We start from the raw sequence: 17,144 nt of genomic DNA on the forward strand, positions 1-17,144 counted from the left end.
CACTTCCGTCGAGAGTCGGAGCCTCTCTAATCGCATCGATGTTTTGCAACTTGGGCCAGTGTGTCAAAATGGTACCGGGCATCGCGTCCAAATAGTATCGGAAAAACGCCCAACGTTATGTGTCTAACCTTGGGACGTTGGGTTAGACCCCTAACTGGGATGCATCTAATAACTACTGCCTTGCAAATACTCTAAGAGATCAGCCATTTTCTGGACTGGAATGTCCGTTTCAAATCCAACTGGCATCAGGGATGTGGCTGTGGCTTGCAGAAGTTCAATTTCTGATCGGGCTACGGTGTGCTGGACGCCGTCGGCCAGCTTCAAAGTGATTTGATTAGCATCTTGGGCAATCATTAATCCCTGAAGTGACCGCCCATCCACAGTCAGCAATTGGTAGGCGATAAACTGCGGCTCCAGTTTTTGGTTGGGATCCAAGATATCCATCAGCAGCGCCTCGCGCGAGCGGTTGGGGGAGTCGCTGATGTCTGGGCCTACCTGATGGCCATAGCCGCCCAGTTGGTGGCAAGCAGAACAAGATTTCCTAAAGAGCTGTTCGCCCGCTTTGCGATCCCCAATCAGCTTCAGGCAGTCCCAATAGCTCTGGACAACTTGGTAGCGATCCAGTGACACCGCACTGCCCAGGACCTGTTGTGCCGCCTGTCGAGTTTTAGGATCGGGATGGGCCAGCAGCACAGCGCGTTGATCTGTACCGACCAATGCCGCTTGAATCGTCCCATCCGCCATGGCTTGAAGGGCTATAGACGTCGTATCGCGGTGACCCAACAGTGTGTCGAGTCCAAACCTGCGAACGCCTGGGTTGAGCGACGGCCAGCGCCGCAGTAGTGCGGCGACGGCAGATGAGCGGTCGAGCTGCATCCAAACCTCCAATGCCGCAGTTTGAATTTCGGTGGGCTGTTTATCCGCAAACAGCTCTGCTAATGTCTCCATCGCTGACTGTTTTGGTAAATGAGCAATAAGTTCAATAGCTGTCAATCGCTGATTCATGTCAGCCGATTGAACGCTGGCAGCGACGGTTGCCTTGAGCAACAACTGACGGATGGGTTCGACGAACGGAGCAAACTCATCAGAGGGTTTAGTTAAGAGTTGTGCCAAGGAAGTGCGTCCCAGGGGGCCTTGATGACGTCTCAGTCCCGCATCGAGGCCACTCAGAGCAGCGCTGGCCCACCATTCTTGGGCAGTGCTTGGAGCCGATAGAACCTCAAGAAGCTTAGTCAACTCAGTCGGATCGCCACAGGCAGCCGAAGTGACTGCGAGCTGTTGGACCAATCGTCGAGCTGTCGAGCTGGCCACAAGTTGGTGTGAGGTATCCGTCTCATATGCAAATCTCTCCAGCACCCGTGCACTTTGATTCAACGCAGAACTCATGATCGCGGAAACGGTCAGGTCGTCCAGTGGATGCGTCGTCGCCAGACGTGCAAGAGCACCGGGCACTCGGATATCGCGTAACTGACCCAGAGTCAACCCACACCACAGCCTCACGTATGGGCTAGCATCGCTAGCTGCAGCCAATACAGACTCAGCTACATTCGAATTGTCGCAAAACCGTGCGGCTAGGCGAACAGAATCCTGTCGAACGAACTCATGTTTCGAGTTCAATCCGGCCTGGACGTCCGTTGGCTCTAGCTGCTGGAATCCATCCAGTATCCACAGCGACCGCTGGGCAGCGTGAGCGTTTGAGTCTTGACGGATCCAGCCTCGAAGCTGCGGAGCAAGTTCAATAGCGTTGCGCTCAACAATTAGCCTCTGAGCCAACTCGCGTCGCCAGCCGTTGCTGTCGCCGAGCATATTGACTGCCTGACAATTGCTGGGGGTGCTAGTCAGGGCAACCGGCAAATTGCGGTGGTCGGCTGAAACGATCCGCCAAATCCGGCCGCGATCTTTACCCGCCTGCCAATCCAAACGCTGTGCAACCTCAGCCGGCAGAAACTGCGGATGTTCGACCCACAAGCGATACATGTCCGCCAAATACAACGTGCCGTCGGGTCCGTTGGCTAGGCTGACCGGGCGGAACCAAGTGTCAGTCGATGTCAGAAATTCTTGGCTAGGTCGAGCCCGGTTGGCAGCCAGTGCAGCTCCATTGGGCTCCAACACATATCGCGACACCAGATGCCCAATGGGCTCGCACACCAGCACGCTGTTGTCAAACTGCGCGCCTAGCTGATCCCCGACGTAGGCGGTGGTGCCGCAGGCCGATGTGTATGTGCCCGCGTGTGACAGGTAGTTGCTTTTCATTTTCACACGGGGAAATACCCGTGAGTTGGCACCCGAGGGTGCCACGTCATATTGTTGGGGTGGTGGCGCGACCAGCGGATTACGACTTAACAATTCCAATTCAATCGGAGCATGGATGATTGGATTTCGATTCGTACACAGCAGCCTGCGCCCCCACTGGTCGAACGTGTTGCCGAATTGTCCGAAACCGCTGGCAGCTCCAAAACCAAAGCTGAGCGGTGAAAAGCGAAAGTCCTGATTGACAAGTTTAATGGAGGTGTTGCCGGGCGCGGTAGCAGTGGGTGTCGGACTGCCAACACCGGCCGCTCGAATCGTCGAGTGTTCGTGAAGGCTAATATCTCCTGATCCATAGGTGAAGTAAATCCAATTATCCATTCCCCACTGCGGACAACCGATTTGCATTTGCGGATGTGGTGGGGTAAAGCCGCTAAACAACGTTTCTCGGACATCAGCTCGATGATCGCCATCGGTATCTTTGAGATACAGAATCTCTGTCTTGGCACCTACCAGCAATCCACCGAGATACGGCATCAGGCTATGCGCAAAATCGAGCTGATCTGCAAATACATGTCGTCGATCCATTTGGCCATCTCCGTCTTCGTCCAACAGCATCACCACGCGCGAAAGAGGCGGGCTATCGTCGTCGGTTGGTCCTGTGGGATAATCCGCATATTCGGCCACAAACATGCGTCCGTGTTCGTCGAAGGCGATCCATACCGGGTCCATGACCAAGGGCTCGGCCGCCACTAGTTCGACTCGCAACCCCGGCTCGACCAGGAAGTCGGCCAACGATTCTTCGGGGCGGAGCGGCGGCTGAATGGGCGTATCCACCCAATGCCGGCCACCACGTGTACTCTCGATAGTTGTCAGCGCGTCGCGGATCGGTGCGGGTTGTTTGGCTCCCGTATCCACCCTGGGTTGTTCAGGTGTTGAGACCGTTTGCAGTAAATTCAACAGCGCTTGACGAATTTGCGGCTCGGCATCCACGCTCAAATAGCTCGACTTGGCGCGCCATGTCTCGTAGCCCCCCAGTGCATGTTGCTGGGGAGTTGGCAGGTAGCCGTTATACCCATTGGCCAATTCGATGGTGAACGTGGGGCGAAGTGGGCTAAGTTGCTTGATTGCCAGTCCGGTTTCAACGAACGTTTCGCAGGGTGAGCTAACAATTCCTAGGTCTCCAATGCGAATTGCTTGCAGTAGAATTTCGACATGGTCCGGAAAGTCGGCTAGGTGTACCGTCTCGTTGGCGTAGATGGCATTAAGTTTGCTCCATGGGGCTGGACCTGCGGATTCTAGCGTGTCTTTGGCTTTGCTGACTTCCTCGGGCGATGGTTTGCGAACGCCAACAGTCAGCTTGGATTGTCGCATGGCCAACGGTACCCAGTCGTGGAATGGGATACGTTGGTAAACTCCATGCACGACGCGAGCCAGATCGCCGGCTACCACATGTATCTGCTGCAGGGGTTGGCGATTGGTGGTAGTTTCGAAGAAGTTGACGTTGTTGATATCGCCGCTAGTACCGTTGGTCATCGCCGCAATCAGCGGAGTCCCCTTAGTATCGGGTTGAATGTGTCGCGCGACTTCTTGAGCAAAGTAGCCGAAGTAATCAGCGGACAGGCTGTCGCCTGGAATTCCACCGACATAATGCAGTGAGTAATTAGCCCAGATCGCCAGTGGATGACCCTCCAGCGATTGTACGGCCAGCACAGAGACTTCTGGATCTGTCGGGCCAGCCGGTCGCAACAGTTCCCTGTGGTTGGCAGGTGGATTCATGCGCACACGGTCAGTTCCAGCATCAAAGGGGTCGGTATTGGCCACTCCCGGTCGCATGTGCCAGCGACGGTTGAAAACATGCTGGGGCGCATTGCCCACACCCCAACCGATGCGTGCTGGCTGTCGATGAGCATGTGCCGTGGCTATTGCCTTTGCAATTTGCTTGGTCAAATATGCAACATAAGGCTCATCGGCCGGGCTCTGGAACACCGGCACTGCACAGACCGCTGAATGAGTATGCGTCGCACTGCACAATATGTTTTCGGTAGGAATGCCGGTTTGTTGCTGAGCCAATTCCTTGGCCACATCCATCAGCTCGCGCGGTAGCATGCAACTGTCACAAGTCACCAGCGCGATTTGCATCTGGCCATCATCCAGCACTAGGCACCGTGCGAATAAATCGTCGTGTACTGCCCTGGCCAATCGCGGCGTCATGCTGCCAGCGGAATGTACCGGCAGATTCTCCGGAGTGATGCTCACCGCAGCCGCTCCGGCCTGAAAAACTCTCTCCCTCGCTGAAGCCCTTACCGAAACGAGCAGCAATCCAACGGACGCTGTCGCGGCACATATCATTCTTGTCAGGAATTTAATCATTGGTGGAGCCTCTCTTACGGCCAGCGCTTCATTCGTAAAGCAATTTAGGATACCCGTCGACATTGCCTGCTCCAACTTGCCCAAACACTTCTGGGCAACGTAATTCAGTATTTGTTGCAAAATCAGCACCACCCTCACAAGGCAGGGCGCGTGGTGGCTTGAGGAAGTATCGTCCGGTTCGTAGAATCTGCAACTTCGGTCGGCGACTGAGCAGACCCGCAGAAGCGGTAATATCGAGAAGGCAATGGCTGCACAACTTTCGGTCAACCTAAACGCCGTGGCCATGCTGAGAAACCGGCGAAACTTGCCTTGGCCTTCACTGTTGCATCTGGGCGGGCTGGCGCTGGATGCAGGCGCGCACGGACTAACGGTTCACCCGCGTCCAGACCAGCGTCACATTCGATTCACCGACTTACAACCGCTGCGTGAGCTGACTGCGCGCCGCGGTGTTGAGCTGAACATTGAAGGCTATCCGACGCCGCAATTCATGGAGCTTGTCAGCCAGAACCGGCCTGATCAAGTAACGCTTGTCCCAGATGATCCCTCGCAGAGCACCTCGGATCACGGCTGGGATTGTATTGCGCATCGGGATTTCTTGAAGTCGATCGTAGCCCGACTTCATCAGGTGGTTCCTCGCGTTTCGCTGTTCTGCGACCCGGATGCTACTGAGCAACAGCTGGAAGCGGCTCAGGATGTCGGTGCTAACCGCATCGAGCTGTATACGGGGCCTTACGGAGTCACGTATGACAATGCCGAAGCGGCGCGCTCGGAGTTATCGCTGCTGGTGCGCACAGCCGGATTTGCCAGTCAGCAGGGGCTTGGTGTCAATGCAGGCCACGATCTGACCGTCGACAACCTGCCCCCCCTGGTCGCCGCAGTTCCGAACTTGTTGGAAGTTTCGATCGGCCATGCGCTCACCGCCGATGCGTTGGAATTTGGAATGACTGAAACGGTTCAAAGATTTATGGCGGCGTGCAGCGGTAGCCAATCACGATCCTAAACGGGTGAACAACTATGTCTAAGCCGGCTGTCGATTCAAACACCACTGTGAATGGCGTTCGAATACCAGGCACACGCCGCGAGGAGATCGCTTGGGCAATGTATGATTGGGGCAGTAGCGCCTGGTCGACCATACAGATCACCATTGTGGTCTATTACATCACTACCGTTGTTTTTCCGCGCGAAGGAACGATTTTTACAGGCGCCAACATCTATGCCTACGGTATTGGAATCTCCATGTTCTTGGCTGCGCTGGCATCGCCCGTGATTGGCGCTATGGCCGATGCCCGAGCCAACAAACGCAGTTGGCTTGTGTTTGCAACGGTCATGGGAGCAGGCTGCGGAACGTTGATGGGGATTGTCCCGCCTACAGAGACGTGGTTGATAGCCGTTCTGTTCTTTTTGACCTGCCTGGGCTTTGAGCTGTCGTGGGGAATCTATAACGGATTCCTGCCGGAAATTGCGGACCAGCAAAGTATCAATCGTGTTTCGGCTTGGGGCTTCGGCCTGGGGTACGTCGGTGGAGGACTGGCGTTGGCCTTGGCAATTGTGGTGCTGCAATACGGACAGGTCATGGGACTACCCGACCCGAGTATTGATGTGGTCCCGCATTTGCGAGTTGGCATCGTCATCATGGGCTTGTGGTGGGCGATTTTCTCGATTCCAACACTGGTTATCCTTCGCGACAAGGCCACGCCCAAGATCCAGCCGCTTTCGCTAATTCCACAAACGCAAGCTGCCTTTGCACAGGTGTTTCAGACTTTGCGTAGTGTGCGCCGCTATGCTCCGCTGGCTCTGTTTCTGATTGGCTTCCTGTTTTACAACGACGGTATGCAGACGGTAATTACTCAAGCTTCGGTATTTGCCGAACGCGAGTTGAAGATGGCGGCAGGTGAACTGTCGATGATGATTTTGATGGTTCAGTTCATATCGCTGCCGGGCTCGCTGATGATGGGTTGGTTATCGGATAGGATTGGTACCAAGCTAACATTACACATTAACTTAGCCGTGTGGGTGGGCTTGTTGGTGGCTGCCTTTTTTGTGACCACCAAGCCACAGTTTTGGGTGATGGCGGGAGTGCTGGCCTTGGTGATGGGGGGGGCCCAGTCGGTCAGCCGCGCTTTGATGGCGATGATGACACCGCCGTCGCGCTCTGCCGAGTTTATGGGATTCTTTAACTTATCAGGCAGAGCAGTCAGTATGATGGGGCCGATCCTATTTGCCACCATTTTGCATGTGACCAACAGCGCCCACTACGCTGTCTTGAGCTTACTAGTCTTCTTCATCATTGGTTGGTTCTTTGTACTTCTGGTGAACGTCCAGCGCGGTCATCAACAGGCCGAACTAGAAGGGTAAAGCTGGGCATTAAAACCAACGACTGCGTTTGAAGTAATAGACCATGCTCGCAGGTATGACGGCACAGCTTATCAGCATGAGCGCTAGCAAGGCCCGATTTTCAAACGGAATATCTGCAAAATTTTGCCCGAAGAAACCGGTAACAAAAGTTAACGGTAGAAAAATCGCGCTTAACAGCGTCAACCGCTTCATGATCTCGTTGGTCCGCTGCGATTCGTTCCACAAGTATGCCTCTAGTGCATTGCCCAGCAGATCACGAGTCGACTCCACCGATTCGGTAAGAATCAGTACGTGGTCATACACATCTTGAAAGTAAAGCGAGGTACGTTCGTCCACCCAGCCATCGCCCTGCTTGGCCAGCATCAGCAGAACGTCGCGCTGTGGCGACAGGATTCTCCGCAAGGCCACCAACAGCCTCTTGTATAGAAAGATTTCACTAAGATCGACCAAGTGATGACGATCCAGCACACGCTCTTCAATATCGTCCACGTGAATGGAAATCTGGTCCAGCACTGGGAAGTAGGCGTCAATAATTGCGTCGGCCAGTAAGTAGCAGATGAACGAACTGCCTCGATGAAGCAACTTGCTGTCCGACTCGATTCTGCGCCACACGGTCTCAAGTGCCGGAATCGGCTCGGCGTGGACCGTCACCAAGTAATCTTTGCCTAAGAAAATATGCAGTTCATAAGGGTCGGGAACTTGATTGTCGTCGGCTAGCGGTCGAAAACCATGCAGTACGACAAATAGATACTCGCCGTATGATTCCAGCTTGGGACGTTGATCAAAATGTGCGCAGTCTTCGATCGTCAGCGGATGGAACCTAAAACGCTCTGCCAATATAGCAAGCTGTGCTTCGTCTTGAGCAGTTAAGTCGATCCAACGGATGCACCCCGTGGCAGGTAGGTCAACGCTAGCCAGGTCGCTAGTGCCGAAGATCGAGCCTGAATGTGTAGTTTCTAGCGTGCGAAACATCTTTTACTGGTTTTTAAGCGTTTGATGCCGACCACACTGTTGATCTTTACCAGCGCTGGGAAGTTGGGCAAGGCCCCTTATCGCCTTCAGCCAAGTCTCGTAGACTGTCGTTTTCCGATTCAGTCCGCGTAGTTTACCGCGTTCTCAATACGAAGAGAGATTCGATGGCGCTTTTGATGTTAGTCGCTGGCTTGGTAATTTTGACCGCTGGTGCAGAATTGTTGATACGCGGAGCGACAAAGCTGGCTGTGGTTTGTGGGATCTCACCACTGGTAGTTGGATTGACAGTCGTGGCTTTCGGAACAAGCGCGCCAGAATTGGTGGTCAGCGTCCAATCGGCGTATCTTGGAAAACCCGATGTGGCGTTGGGAAACGTTGTTGGTAGCAATATCTTCAACATACTCTTCATCTTGGGTATCTCAGCCCTGATCGTGCCGCTGCGTGTGTCGCAGCAGCTAATTCGGCTGGATGTTCCCTTATTGGTCTTGGTTAGTCTGATTATGGGCGCAATGGCCTACGATGGATTGATCGGCAAGCTGGACGGATTGTTATTGGCTTCCGGATTGGTTGCCTATACAGCTTTTGCCGTGGTCAAGAGCCGCAAAGAAGAGGCTGGTATTCGAGCAGAATACGAAGCAGAATTTGGGCCTGTTGAAAAATCCTCAGGCTTAAGCAGCATATTGAAGAACTTGGCTTTGATTGCGGTTGGGCTGGCAATGCTGATTTTGGGTTCAAGGTGGTTCGTGGAAGCAGCCGTAGATATTGCGCGAAGCTTGGGAATCTCGGAACTCGTTATTGGCTTGACGATCGTAGCTGTCGGTACCTCGCTGCCCGAAGTGGCCACGTCGATAATGGCTGCGATTCGTGGGGAGCGCGATATTGCAGTTGGAAACGTTGTGGGCAGCAATTTATTCAACATTATGAGCGTGTTAGGGATTGCCAGCCTAGCCTCGCCACAAGGCATCGCGGTTTCCCGCGATGCTCTGCAGCTTGATATTCCAATCATGATTGCCGTGACTGTGGCCTGCCTGCCGATTTTTTTCACAGGCAACACGATCGCTCGCTGGGAAGGCGGTTTGTTTTTCGGATACTATATTGCGTATACAGTCTTCCTGATCCTAAACGCAGCCGCGCCCGGCGCAGCTGGCTGGTTTGCGTTGATCATGCTGGTGTTTGTCATACCCCTTACGGTGATTACGCTGTTGGTAACAGTCTTTCGCGCGTGGGGTCAACCGCCTGCGACCTATGATTGAAGCCATATTGAAGCCATTTGCAGTGCATGCCAGTCAACTGTCTCTATGGCGCAGGGCTGGCTGCATCCCAAGGCCCCAAACCGAGTGGCTCACCAACCTCGATCAGCGTTGGATTGACGACTGCGTGCTTTACTCGTTGGCGCTTCCAAGTCCAGGTCATGTGCACTAGGCCATCGGCCGCTTGAATGATGGCAGGATAGCTAAATTCGGCTCTAGTTTCTTGTTCTAGGATGCCAACCTTGTGCCATTGCATGCCGTCGTTTGAGATGGCCAGATTCAAGAGGCCTCGTCTGCCCCAGCCGGTGACACCGCTACCAAGATGATTGTAGATCAGTAGGTGCCGTCCATCAGCCAGTGTCACTGCGTCGACGCCTGAATTGTTGTTGGGCAGGTCGATGGCCTTCATCTCCGACCAGGTTAGTCCTCGATCGTCAGAAAAGCTAGTCGCAACGACGCCTTCCTTAGTGCGACATAAAACCTGAATCTTGCCAGAGGGGTGATTTAAGAATGTAGGTTGAATTGCATTAAACTGTTGCTTGTGATTGATGGGGCCGATGCGCTGCCAGGGGCCGCTGATCATGCCGTTCTGCAGTTGAATCCGCTCGAAGTGTACCGTCCAACCGTCATATTCTGTCGACGAACCAGCCAGCAGTACGCCACCAGGCAATAGAATCGGCTTGCAGCGCACAGGACCATCGATTCCTTCAGGCAAACGCCGACGATCTCGGAAGCTGCGACCGCGATCGTAGCTGACCATCATTTCGCCCCACCAAGAATCCGGATCAGGACCGACTTTAAAGAATAAATAGGTCGGTGCGTCACCCGGCGGTTGGAACAACACCGGATTCCAACAGGGGTGTCTCTTGCCGTCATGCTGAACTCCATTGGCCCACTCGACGGGCGCACTCCACTGCTGACCATCGTGGTAGCTGGACCAAATTCCAACGTCCGGATGTTTTTCACGGGTTCCCCCAAACCAAGCGGCCACGAGGCCGCGACTGGTCTCGACCAAGGTACTGGCGTGGCACTGCGGAAAACTTGCATTCTGATAGATGAACTCCTCGCTTACAAAACCCGGAAACTTGGCTGGTTCCGTCGGAGCTGCTGGGCGGGCCTGTATTTGCTCGTTAGAGAAGTGTTGACAATCTTGGTGTCGAATGTAGTACAGTCGTCCATCCTCGGCGCCCAGTAAGAGTCCTGGCTTACCGCTGCCGTCCAAATCGCCGACGGTTGGGCTGCAGGTGTGTCCAGAAACATCGCGATCAGCCAGATCGCCCACCTTCTTGAGCACCAACTTTCCCTCGCGATCCTCACAATTGCGATACCAAGTAGCGTTGCGCGAATTGACCAGCAGGTCCAACCGCCCGTCGCTGTCCCAATCGACCATGGCCAGTTTGATCCGACCGCTCTTGCCGCACGAGCCGGCGTTCAGACGCACAGGTTGATTGTCTTCGTCGACGAAAATTCTCTCGGCAGGACCGCAATTTGGGCGAAGTACTAAGTAGCCCTCTTGATCTAGCGCAATCAAATCCAGTTTTGCATCACCATTGAAATCTAACACTAACGGCGTGGTGCGCCACTGAGTCAAAGTATCGCTGGCTGGTGCTTGCCACCATGCCCACTTAGGCGGTAGCTCACGAACTCCAGAATCGAAGACCGTGGGTGTTACGCGTTGCGGATTGGCAGTTGCTCGCAGCACGCCCAAGCGCCCAAAAATCGAATTGTAAATAATATCGCAGCGACCATCGCGGTCCCAGTCGGCAGCCGAAAGGCAGGTATAGCCCCATTTGGCCTCGCAGGGCCCTTGGATCGATCCGTTGTCGCCAGCCATGACGCGAAAGGGCTGTTTGTCTAGCGTGGATTCGAGCAGCACGGGTGCAGCCCATTTGGGCAATCCGTCTTGGCCTCGCCCAAGATTCTTGAACCAGCCGATGTTGCCAGCGGTGTTGCCGCATAGGATATCCGCTTGCCCATCGGCGTCCCAGTCAACGATATACGGGGTAGCCAATGCACCAAATTTCAACGTGTCGGCTTGCTGTTGAAAGTAGACAGGATCGTGAAACTGCGGTACGCCGTGTTCGAAGGTGCCAGAGTGTTCGATCAGTGCAACTCGCCCGTCTTCGTCGCCAACGATCAAATCCATATAACCGTTACCGGTCCAGTCTATGGCTGTGGGCGTAATCATTTGCACGTGCATAACCAGCGGAAGTCCGGCGGTAGTGGTAAGTCTTCTGCCTGTGGCATAGCCTGGCTGCCGGCGCGTGCCGATATTCTCAAAGTAGGTAAAGCCATCCAAAAACTCGCCGCACAGAAGGTCTAAGTCGCCGTCGTTATCAAAGTCTGCAAAATTTGGCGAAGGCCAACCAAATACGTCGATGGCGCTTCCATCGGTGGTGGTTAACAGCGCAGGCTGCTGCGAATAATTTGGTTGGTCGTCCGTGCCGTGATTCTTCATCCAATACACGTATCCATGCAAAGGACCATTGCGCCAGCGGCCTTGAGCATTGTAAGCGTGGTCCCACTCCAGATCACTCCAGTCGCCAACTCCCACAATCAGATCGTGGGCTCCATCGCCATCAAAGTCCACGTAACGCCACATGTTGGCTCGAATGCGCCGTGCCGGATCGTGGACGTTCGATCGCGAGTAAATAGGCGTTGGACTTTCGAATCCCACTTTACGGAAGTCGGTGTACTCGGCGCTAGGAATCAAAATGCGAGGTTGTCCAGCAACATAAGACACTTGCATGTTGTGGCTGGCAGGTCCAAGTCGCACACCTGCCTTGAAAAGCGGTAGCTTCTCGCCGGCTCGACCCGCATTCTCGAAATACCACACGCCGTTGGATGGCTTGTCAGGGCAAGCGACCAGTAAGTCCAGCTTGCCATCTTGATTGTAGTCTAGCGGCATTGGCCAAGCCCATAGTCCAACTCCTAAATCGACAGTCAAGTTCGGATGGTTGTACTGAAGAGGTTGTAGTTTGTATTCGGCAGCGACCACCGCCTGGTGCTGACTACTTGCCCAGCAAAGTGCTAACAGGCAAGGAGCGATGAACGAAGGTTGCACGGATGATCTCCTCTGGCAGATATGAAAGCGGTGAGCACCAATGTTGTCAAAGGCAGCTTTGCTTGACACTAGGGAGCACTAGTTTAACATGTCTTGCCGATTAAGATCATGCGAATTGATAATGATTATCGCGGCTTGATGTTAGAAATCGCTAGTTTGAGTTGCCGGGCATGGCGTCTAAGAAAAAACACGAGCCGACAGCGAAACAGCGAGCGCGGGCTAGGACCAGTCAATCGGCGCAGGTAAGCCCGTCGACGTCGATAGTGTCTGAAAGTCTATGGCAATGGCAGATCGTTGCCGTGGCGCTGGGGCTAGCTCTGGCCACAGTAGCCATCTACTGGCCAGCCACCAGGTGTGGCTTCGTCAATTTCGATGACAATTTATATGTCACTGAAAATCCTCACGTGCGCCGTGGGCTTAGCCTGGAGGCAATTGGCTGGGCCTTCGTTAGCACCGAGGTCAGCAATTGGCATCCGCTGACGTGGCTTTCGCACTTGCTGGATTCGACGATATGGGGAGTCAACCCGCAGTCGGCCTTTGGCCATCACCTTACCAGTGTAGTACTGCACGGTATGAATGCAGCCTTACTGTTCGGCGTGTGGTGGATGATGACCCGAAGCTTGTGGAGCAGTGCACTGCTGGCGGCGCTGTTTGCTTGGCATCCGCTCCGAGTTGAAAGTGTCGCTTGGATTGCGGAACGCAAGGACGTACTGAGCGGGCTATTTTGGATCGTCACAATTGGCTTGTACGTGCACTATGTGCGAGGCAGTCATTCGTGGTGGCGGTATTGTGCTGTATTGGTTGGTTTTGCGGCTGGAGTGATGGCCAAGCCAATGGTGATCACTCTACCGTTCGTGCTGTTGTTGCTCGACTATTGGCCGCTTGGTCGATTTTCGTGGACGACGCGTGTGCCGGATCTGCGAGCCCTGGTGCCACTGGTACGTGAAAAGTTGCCGCTTGGGGGGCTGGTCCTGATTTCTGGCTGTCTAACCTACTACTCTCAATGGGTCAGTGGAGCGGTAGTGACCGACAGGCTTTCGCTAGCGGCAAGGTTGACCAACGCACTGTCGGCGTATTGGATCTACCTGGGGCAATTAATCTGGCCGCAGCAATTGGCCGTCTTCTATCCATTTCGCACTGCGCAAATAAGTTGGCCCGTTGTGTTTGCTGCCAGCATGGCACTCAGTTTAGCGATTCTGGCGGCCGTAGTCTTACGGCGTCGTGTTCCAGTTTTCATGATTGGCTGGCTGTGGTATTTGGGCACTTTAATTCCCGTGATTGGTCTGGTGCAAGTAGGCGGTCAAGCACACGCCGACCGCTATACCTATTTACCGTCAATCGGAGTGGCCTGGATCATCAGCTGGACTTTGGCAACGCTTGTTCAACGATCGCCACAAACGCGACTGCCGATTTTGATCTGCCTTGCAGTGGCGTTAGCGCTCTTGGTGACTGCCACTCTTCGCCAGCAGCGTTTCTGGCGCGATAGCGAGGCATTGTTTACTCGTGCGACACAAGTCAGTCCAGATAGTGCCTTGGCGTGGTCGAACCTGGGCGCGGCGTTGACAATGACTGGCCGGGCCGACGAGGCCGTGCAGGCCTATCGGCGCGCAGAATCAATCAATCCCGCTCAGGACGTACAAGCTGGTCTGGCAACCGCCCTGGCGGCTCAGCGCCGATTCGCCGAGTCCATTGAGAGCTTCCGAAATCTGATTCAAACGTACCCCGATAATTCGAAGCTGGCCAACAACCTCGCCTGGATTCTGGCCACAGTCAAAGATAGCAAGTTGCGTGACCCAGTCGAAGCGATTCGACTTGGCGAGTTGGCAAACAAGCTGTCGCCGGAGAACCCGGCAATTTTGGATACGCTGGCAGCCGCCTATGCTGCTGGCGGAAGGTTTGACCAGGCAGTACTCGAGGCTGATCGCGCGATTGCCCTGGCAGTAGACCAAAGAAATCCGCAGCTAGCCAGCTCGATCCAGTCTCGCCGGGAAATTTACATGCGTGGGCAGCCTTACCTTGAGTAGCCAGGCACAGCCGGTGTGGCAGCCTTTAGGCTGGTGGATTTTCCAGCTTTCCCAATGGCACTAGACATGTTTTCATAGTACTCCCTCATCGCGACGATTCCGAGGAATACGTATACTAAGTTGGTCGGGCAACGCGTCTGCGGCTTGGAAGATTACTACTAGCCCGTTGTTGTCTCTAGCGTTCTACAACATGACATATCGAAGCACTCGGCAATTGGTGGAGGACCTCCATCGGCACGGTCATTTGCTGATTATCGACGATCCGGTGGACCCGCACTTGGAGCTGGCCGAAATCCATCGCCGCGTTTATCGCAATGCGGGTCCTGCACTGCTGTTTGCCAATGTCCACGGTAGCCGCTTTCCGGTGGCATCGAATCTATTCGGAACGCTCGAGCGAGCCCGTTTTATTTTTCGGCGCCAAATTGAGGCTGTGCGCCAAGCGGTGCAAGTCAAGACTGATCCACACGAAGCATTGCGGCGTCCCTGGAGACTGTGGAGATTGCCCGCTGTCGGCTGGCGAATGATGCCGCGCAGGGCGAATGGTGCAGCCGTCATGCGCAACCAATGTCGTCTAAGTGAACTGCCCCACGTCGTCTGCTGGCCCGATGATGGTGGAGCATTCGTAACCTTGCCCCAGGTACTCAGCCAAGCACCGGGCAACAGTGGATTGAGCGGGCTGAATCTAGGCATGTATCGGGTGCAGATGTCCGGGAACCAATATGCGACCGATCGTGAGTGCGGACTGCATTATCAAATTCACCGCGGCATCGGTGTCCACCACGCTGCAGCAATTGCTCGTGGGCAGGACTTACCGGTCAATATTTCCATTGGCGGGACACCGGCCATGACGCTGTCTGCCGTCATGCCGCTTCCGGAGGGCATGAGCGAGTTGGGCTTCGCCGGTGCGCTGGCCGGTCATCGCATTCCGATGTTGATGCTGCCAGGGCTGGCACCTTTATACGCCGACGCGGATTTCTGCATCGTTGGTCGAGTAGTCACGGGGTTACTCAAGCCCGAAGGCCCGTTTGGCGATCACTTAGGGTACTATGCTCGAGTTCACGACTTTCCGGTCTTCCAAGTGCAAGCCGTGTATCATCGCGACGATGCCGTATGGCCAATGACCGTTGTCGGCAGACCACCGCAAGAAGACACGACGTTCGGACAGTTGATTCACGAGTTAACCGATCCGGTAATCCCGACTGTTCTGCCGGGAGTGCGACAAGTGCACGCCGTGGACGCTTCTGGAGTCCACCCGCTGTTGTTGGCCGTCGGTAGCGAGCGTTACACGCCATATCAACGACCAGAACGCCCGCAAGAGTTGATGACACAGGCCTGCGCCATTTTGGGACAAGGGCAACTTTCCCTAGCCAAGTATCTGTGGATCATCGATGGCTTGGATCCGGAGGCTCCGAGAGCCAACCAAATTCGCGAATTCTTCATCTACATCCTGCAGCGTGTGCTATGGCAGCGGGACTTGCACTTCGTAACGCACACAACCATGGACACCTTGGATTACTCTGGTACTGGTTTCAATCAAGGCTCGAAGTTGATAGTTGCCTGTGGCCGCCAGCCGTCGAGGAATCTCGCTGCCACTATTCCTGCGGATTTGACGCTGCCCGCTGGCTGGAGTCAACCGGCTGTCGTTTTGCCAGGGGTCATGGTCGTTCAGACGCAACCTCATGTTGCGCGTCAAAGTACCGATTGGGTTCGGCAGCAATGTGATCACTGGCCCACCGCACAACATCCCCAGGGTTTTCCGTTGATTGTGGTCGTTGATGATAGCCGCTTCTGTGCGCAGTCGCTGGACAATTGGCTGTGGGCAACGTTCACTCGCAGCGATCCAGCGGTAGATGTATATGGGCTGGGTGCCGAGTTGGTAGACAAGCATTTTGGCTGCCTCGGTTCGCTGGTAATCGACGCCCGCCGAAAAGCGCATCACGCCCCACCGCTGATTGAAGACCCACAAATATCCGCCCAGGTCGACGCCCGCGCCAGCCGCAACGATGCACTGGCCAGGTATTTGTAGATGAATCATTCGCAATTCGGATCATCTGCACTTCCTGTCTGACGCGGCAGAAAACTTAGCGGACTATCACGTATGCTTCCTGCCGCTATGTGGAGTCGTCATTGATGGATGAATATCGAGGCGAATATCATCATGATGCAGTACGGCTTCGTGCTGCATTGAGGCGTCAACATTCATATACTGTAGGCTGCATGGCGGTCTGCCAGCATGAGCATGAGCGATAGGGCTTTGAATGGGAGCCGTCGGATGGCGAAAAAGAGTCAGAAACCGAACAACGCGATTCCATGCCACTGTCGCCCAGGCCGGAGGTCTACATCGAATTCGAAGAAGACGGCTGCAACCAAGGCAGAGACCGGCAAGCATATCGGTGAAGCTTCGGGCGTCGTGTTACTATCTGGTGGAAATCCGCAGATTGCTAAGGGCGATGGCGATGCTCCAGTTCAGGCCTACATTGCAGCCATGCCTGGTTGGAAAAGTGCTTTGGGCAAGCGGCTCGATGCGATCGTTGATCGTCAGGTTCCACAGGTGAACAAAGCGGTACGGTGGAATTCCCCAGTTTATGGCGTCCAGGGACAAGGATATTTTTTGTCATTCCATGTGTTCACGCGCTACGTTAAAGTGACGTTCTTTAACGGAGTGTCTCTGCAACCGCTGCCTCCGGGCGGTACCGAACGCAGCAAGGATGCCCGCTGGATCGATATCTACGAGAATGATCAAGTCGATGAGAAACAGTTGGCCAGCTGGGTAAGGCAGGCCGCCGCGCTGCCGGGTTGGACCCCATAGTGTGCTTGGTATTATGATAGTGTGCTTGGTATTACGCGCGCGCACTGCGG

Annotated in this window: 9 protein-coding genes; 6 read left to right on the plus strand and 3 right to left on the minus strand. The window is 54.6% G+C overall.

Features of this window, described 5'->3' with window-relative positions:
• Positions 1-165 precede the first annotated feature (165 nt).
• Positions 166-4,620, minus strand: a complete 4,455-nt coding sequence (locus KF752_12365) for a neutral/alkaline non-lysosomal ceramidase N-terminal domain-containing protein (protein MBX3422338.1) — start codon at positions 4,618-4,620, stop codon at positions 166-168.
• A 244-nt stretch (positions 4,621-4,864) separates the two neighbouring features.
• Between KF752_12365 and KF752_12370 the strand changes: the two genes are divergently transcribed.
• Positions 4,865-5,620, plus strand: a complete 756-nt coding sequence (locus KF752_12370; GenBank protein ID MBX3422339.1) for a pyridoxine 5'-phosphate synthase — start codon at positions 4,865-4,867, stop codon at positions 5,618-5,620.
• A gap of 14 nt (positions 5,621-5,634) precedes the next feature.
• Entirely contained in the window at positions 5,635-6,975 is a 1,341-nt protein-coding gene (locus KF752_12375; GenBank protein ID MBX3422340.1) for an MFS transporter, read from the plus strand.
• Positions 6,976-6,984: 9 nt separating this feature from the next.
• Here KF752_12375 and corA read toward each other — a convergent pair whose 3' ends face one another.
• Complete coding sequence (gene corA, locus KF752_12380) at positions 6,985-7,947, minus strand: magnesium/cobalt transporter CorA (GenBank protein MBX3422341.1); 963 nt, start codon at positions 7,945-7,947, stop codon at positions 6,985-6,987.
• Positions 7,948-8,111: 164 nt separating this feature from the next.
• On the opposite strand from corA, the gene KF752_12385 reads away from it, so the two are divergent.
• Complete coding sequence (locus KF752_12385; protein MBX3422342.1) at positions 8,112-9,200, plus strand: calcium/sodium antiporter; 1,089 nt, start codon at positions 8,112-8,114, stop codon at positions 9,198-9,200.
• Positions 9,201-9,243: 43 nt separating this feature from the next.
• Here the strand turns inward: KF752_12385 and KF752_12390 are convergent, their stop codons facing one another.
• Complete coding sequence (locus tag KF752_12390) at positions 9,244-12,105, minus strand: exo-alpha-sialidase (protein ID MBX3422343.1); 2,862 nt, start codon at positions 12,103-12,105, stop codon at positions 9,244-9,246.
• Positions 12,106-12,524: 419 nt separating this feature from the next.
• On the opposite strand from KF752_12390, the gene KF752_12395 reads away from it, so the two are divergent.
• From KF752_12395 to KF752_12405, 3 genes are all read left to right on the plus strand, one after another.
• Positions 12,525-14,285 carry a tetratricopeptide repeat protein gene (locus KF752_12395; GenBank protein ID MBX3422344.1) on the plus strand — a complete coding sequence of 587 codons (1,761 nt, stop codon included), beginning with the start codon at positions 12,525-12,527 and terminating at the stop codon, positions 14,283-14,285.
• Positions 14,286-14,475: 190 nt separating this feature from the next.
• Positions 14,476-16,311 carry a UbiD family decarboxylase gene (locus tag KF752_12400; GenBank protein MBX3422345.1) on the plus strand — a complete coding sequence of 612 codons (1,836 nt, stop codon included), beginning with the start codon at positions 14,476-14,478 and terminating at the stop codon, positions 16,309-16,311.
• Positions 16,312-16,518: 207 nt separating this feature from the next.
• Positions 16,519-17,094 carry a DUF1801 domain-containing protein gene (locus tag KF752_12405; protein MBX3422346.1) on the plus strand — a complete coding sequence of 192 codons (576 nt, stop codon included), beginning with the start codon at positions 16,519-16,521 and terminating at the stop codon, positions 17,092-17,094.
• Positions 17,095-17,144 lie beyond the last annotated feature (50 nt).

This window comes from Pirellulaceae bacterium (genome assembly GCA_019636385.1).
Taxonomy (GTDB): Bacteria; Planctomycetota; Planctomycetia; order Pirellulales; family Pirellulaceae; genus Aureliella.

Excerpts from the sequence above, each read along its gene's own strand:
- KF752_12365 (MBX3422338.1), bottom strand. The coding sequence starts at position 4,620 with ATGATTAAATTCCTGACAAGAATGATATGTGCCGCGACAGCGTCCGTT.
- KF752_12370 (MBX3422339.1), top strand. The coding sequence starts at position 4,865 with ATGGCTGCACAACTTTCGGTCAACCTAAACGCCGTGGCCATGCTGAGA.
- KF752_12375 (MBX3422340.1), top strand. The coding sequence starts at position 5,635 with ATGTCTAAGCCGGCTGTCGATTCAAACACCACTGTGAATGGCGTTCGA.
- corA (MBX3422341.1), bottom strand. The coding sequence starts at position 7,947 with ATGTTTCGCACGCTAGAAACTACACATTCAGGCTCGATCTTCGGCACT.
- KF752_12385 (MBX3422342.1), top strand. The coding sequence starts at position 8,112 with ATGGCGCTTTTGATGTTAGTCGCTGGCTTGGTAATTTTGACCGCTGGT.
- KF752_12390 (MBX3422343.1), bottom strand. The coding sequence starts at position 12,105 with ATGCCGCTAGACTACAATCAAGATGGCAAGCTGGACTTACTGGTCGCT.
- KF752_12400 (MBX3422345.1), top strand. The coding sequence starts at position 14,476 with ATGACATATCGAAGCACTCGGCAATTGGTGGAGGACCTCCATCGGCAC.
- KF752_12405 (MBX3422346.1), top strand. The coding sequence starts at position 16,519 with ATGAGCATGAGCGATAGGGCTTTGAATGGGAGCCGTCGGATGGCGAAA.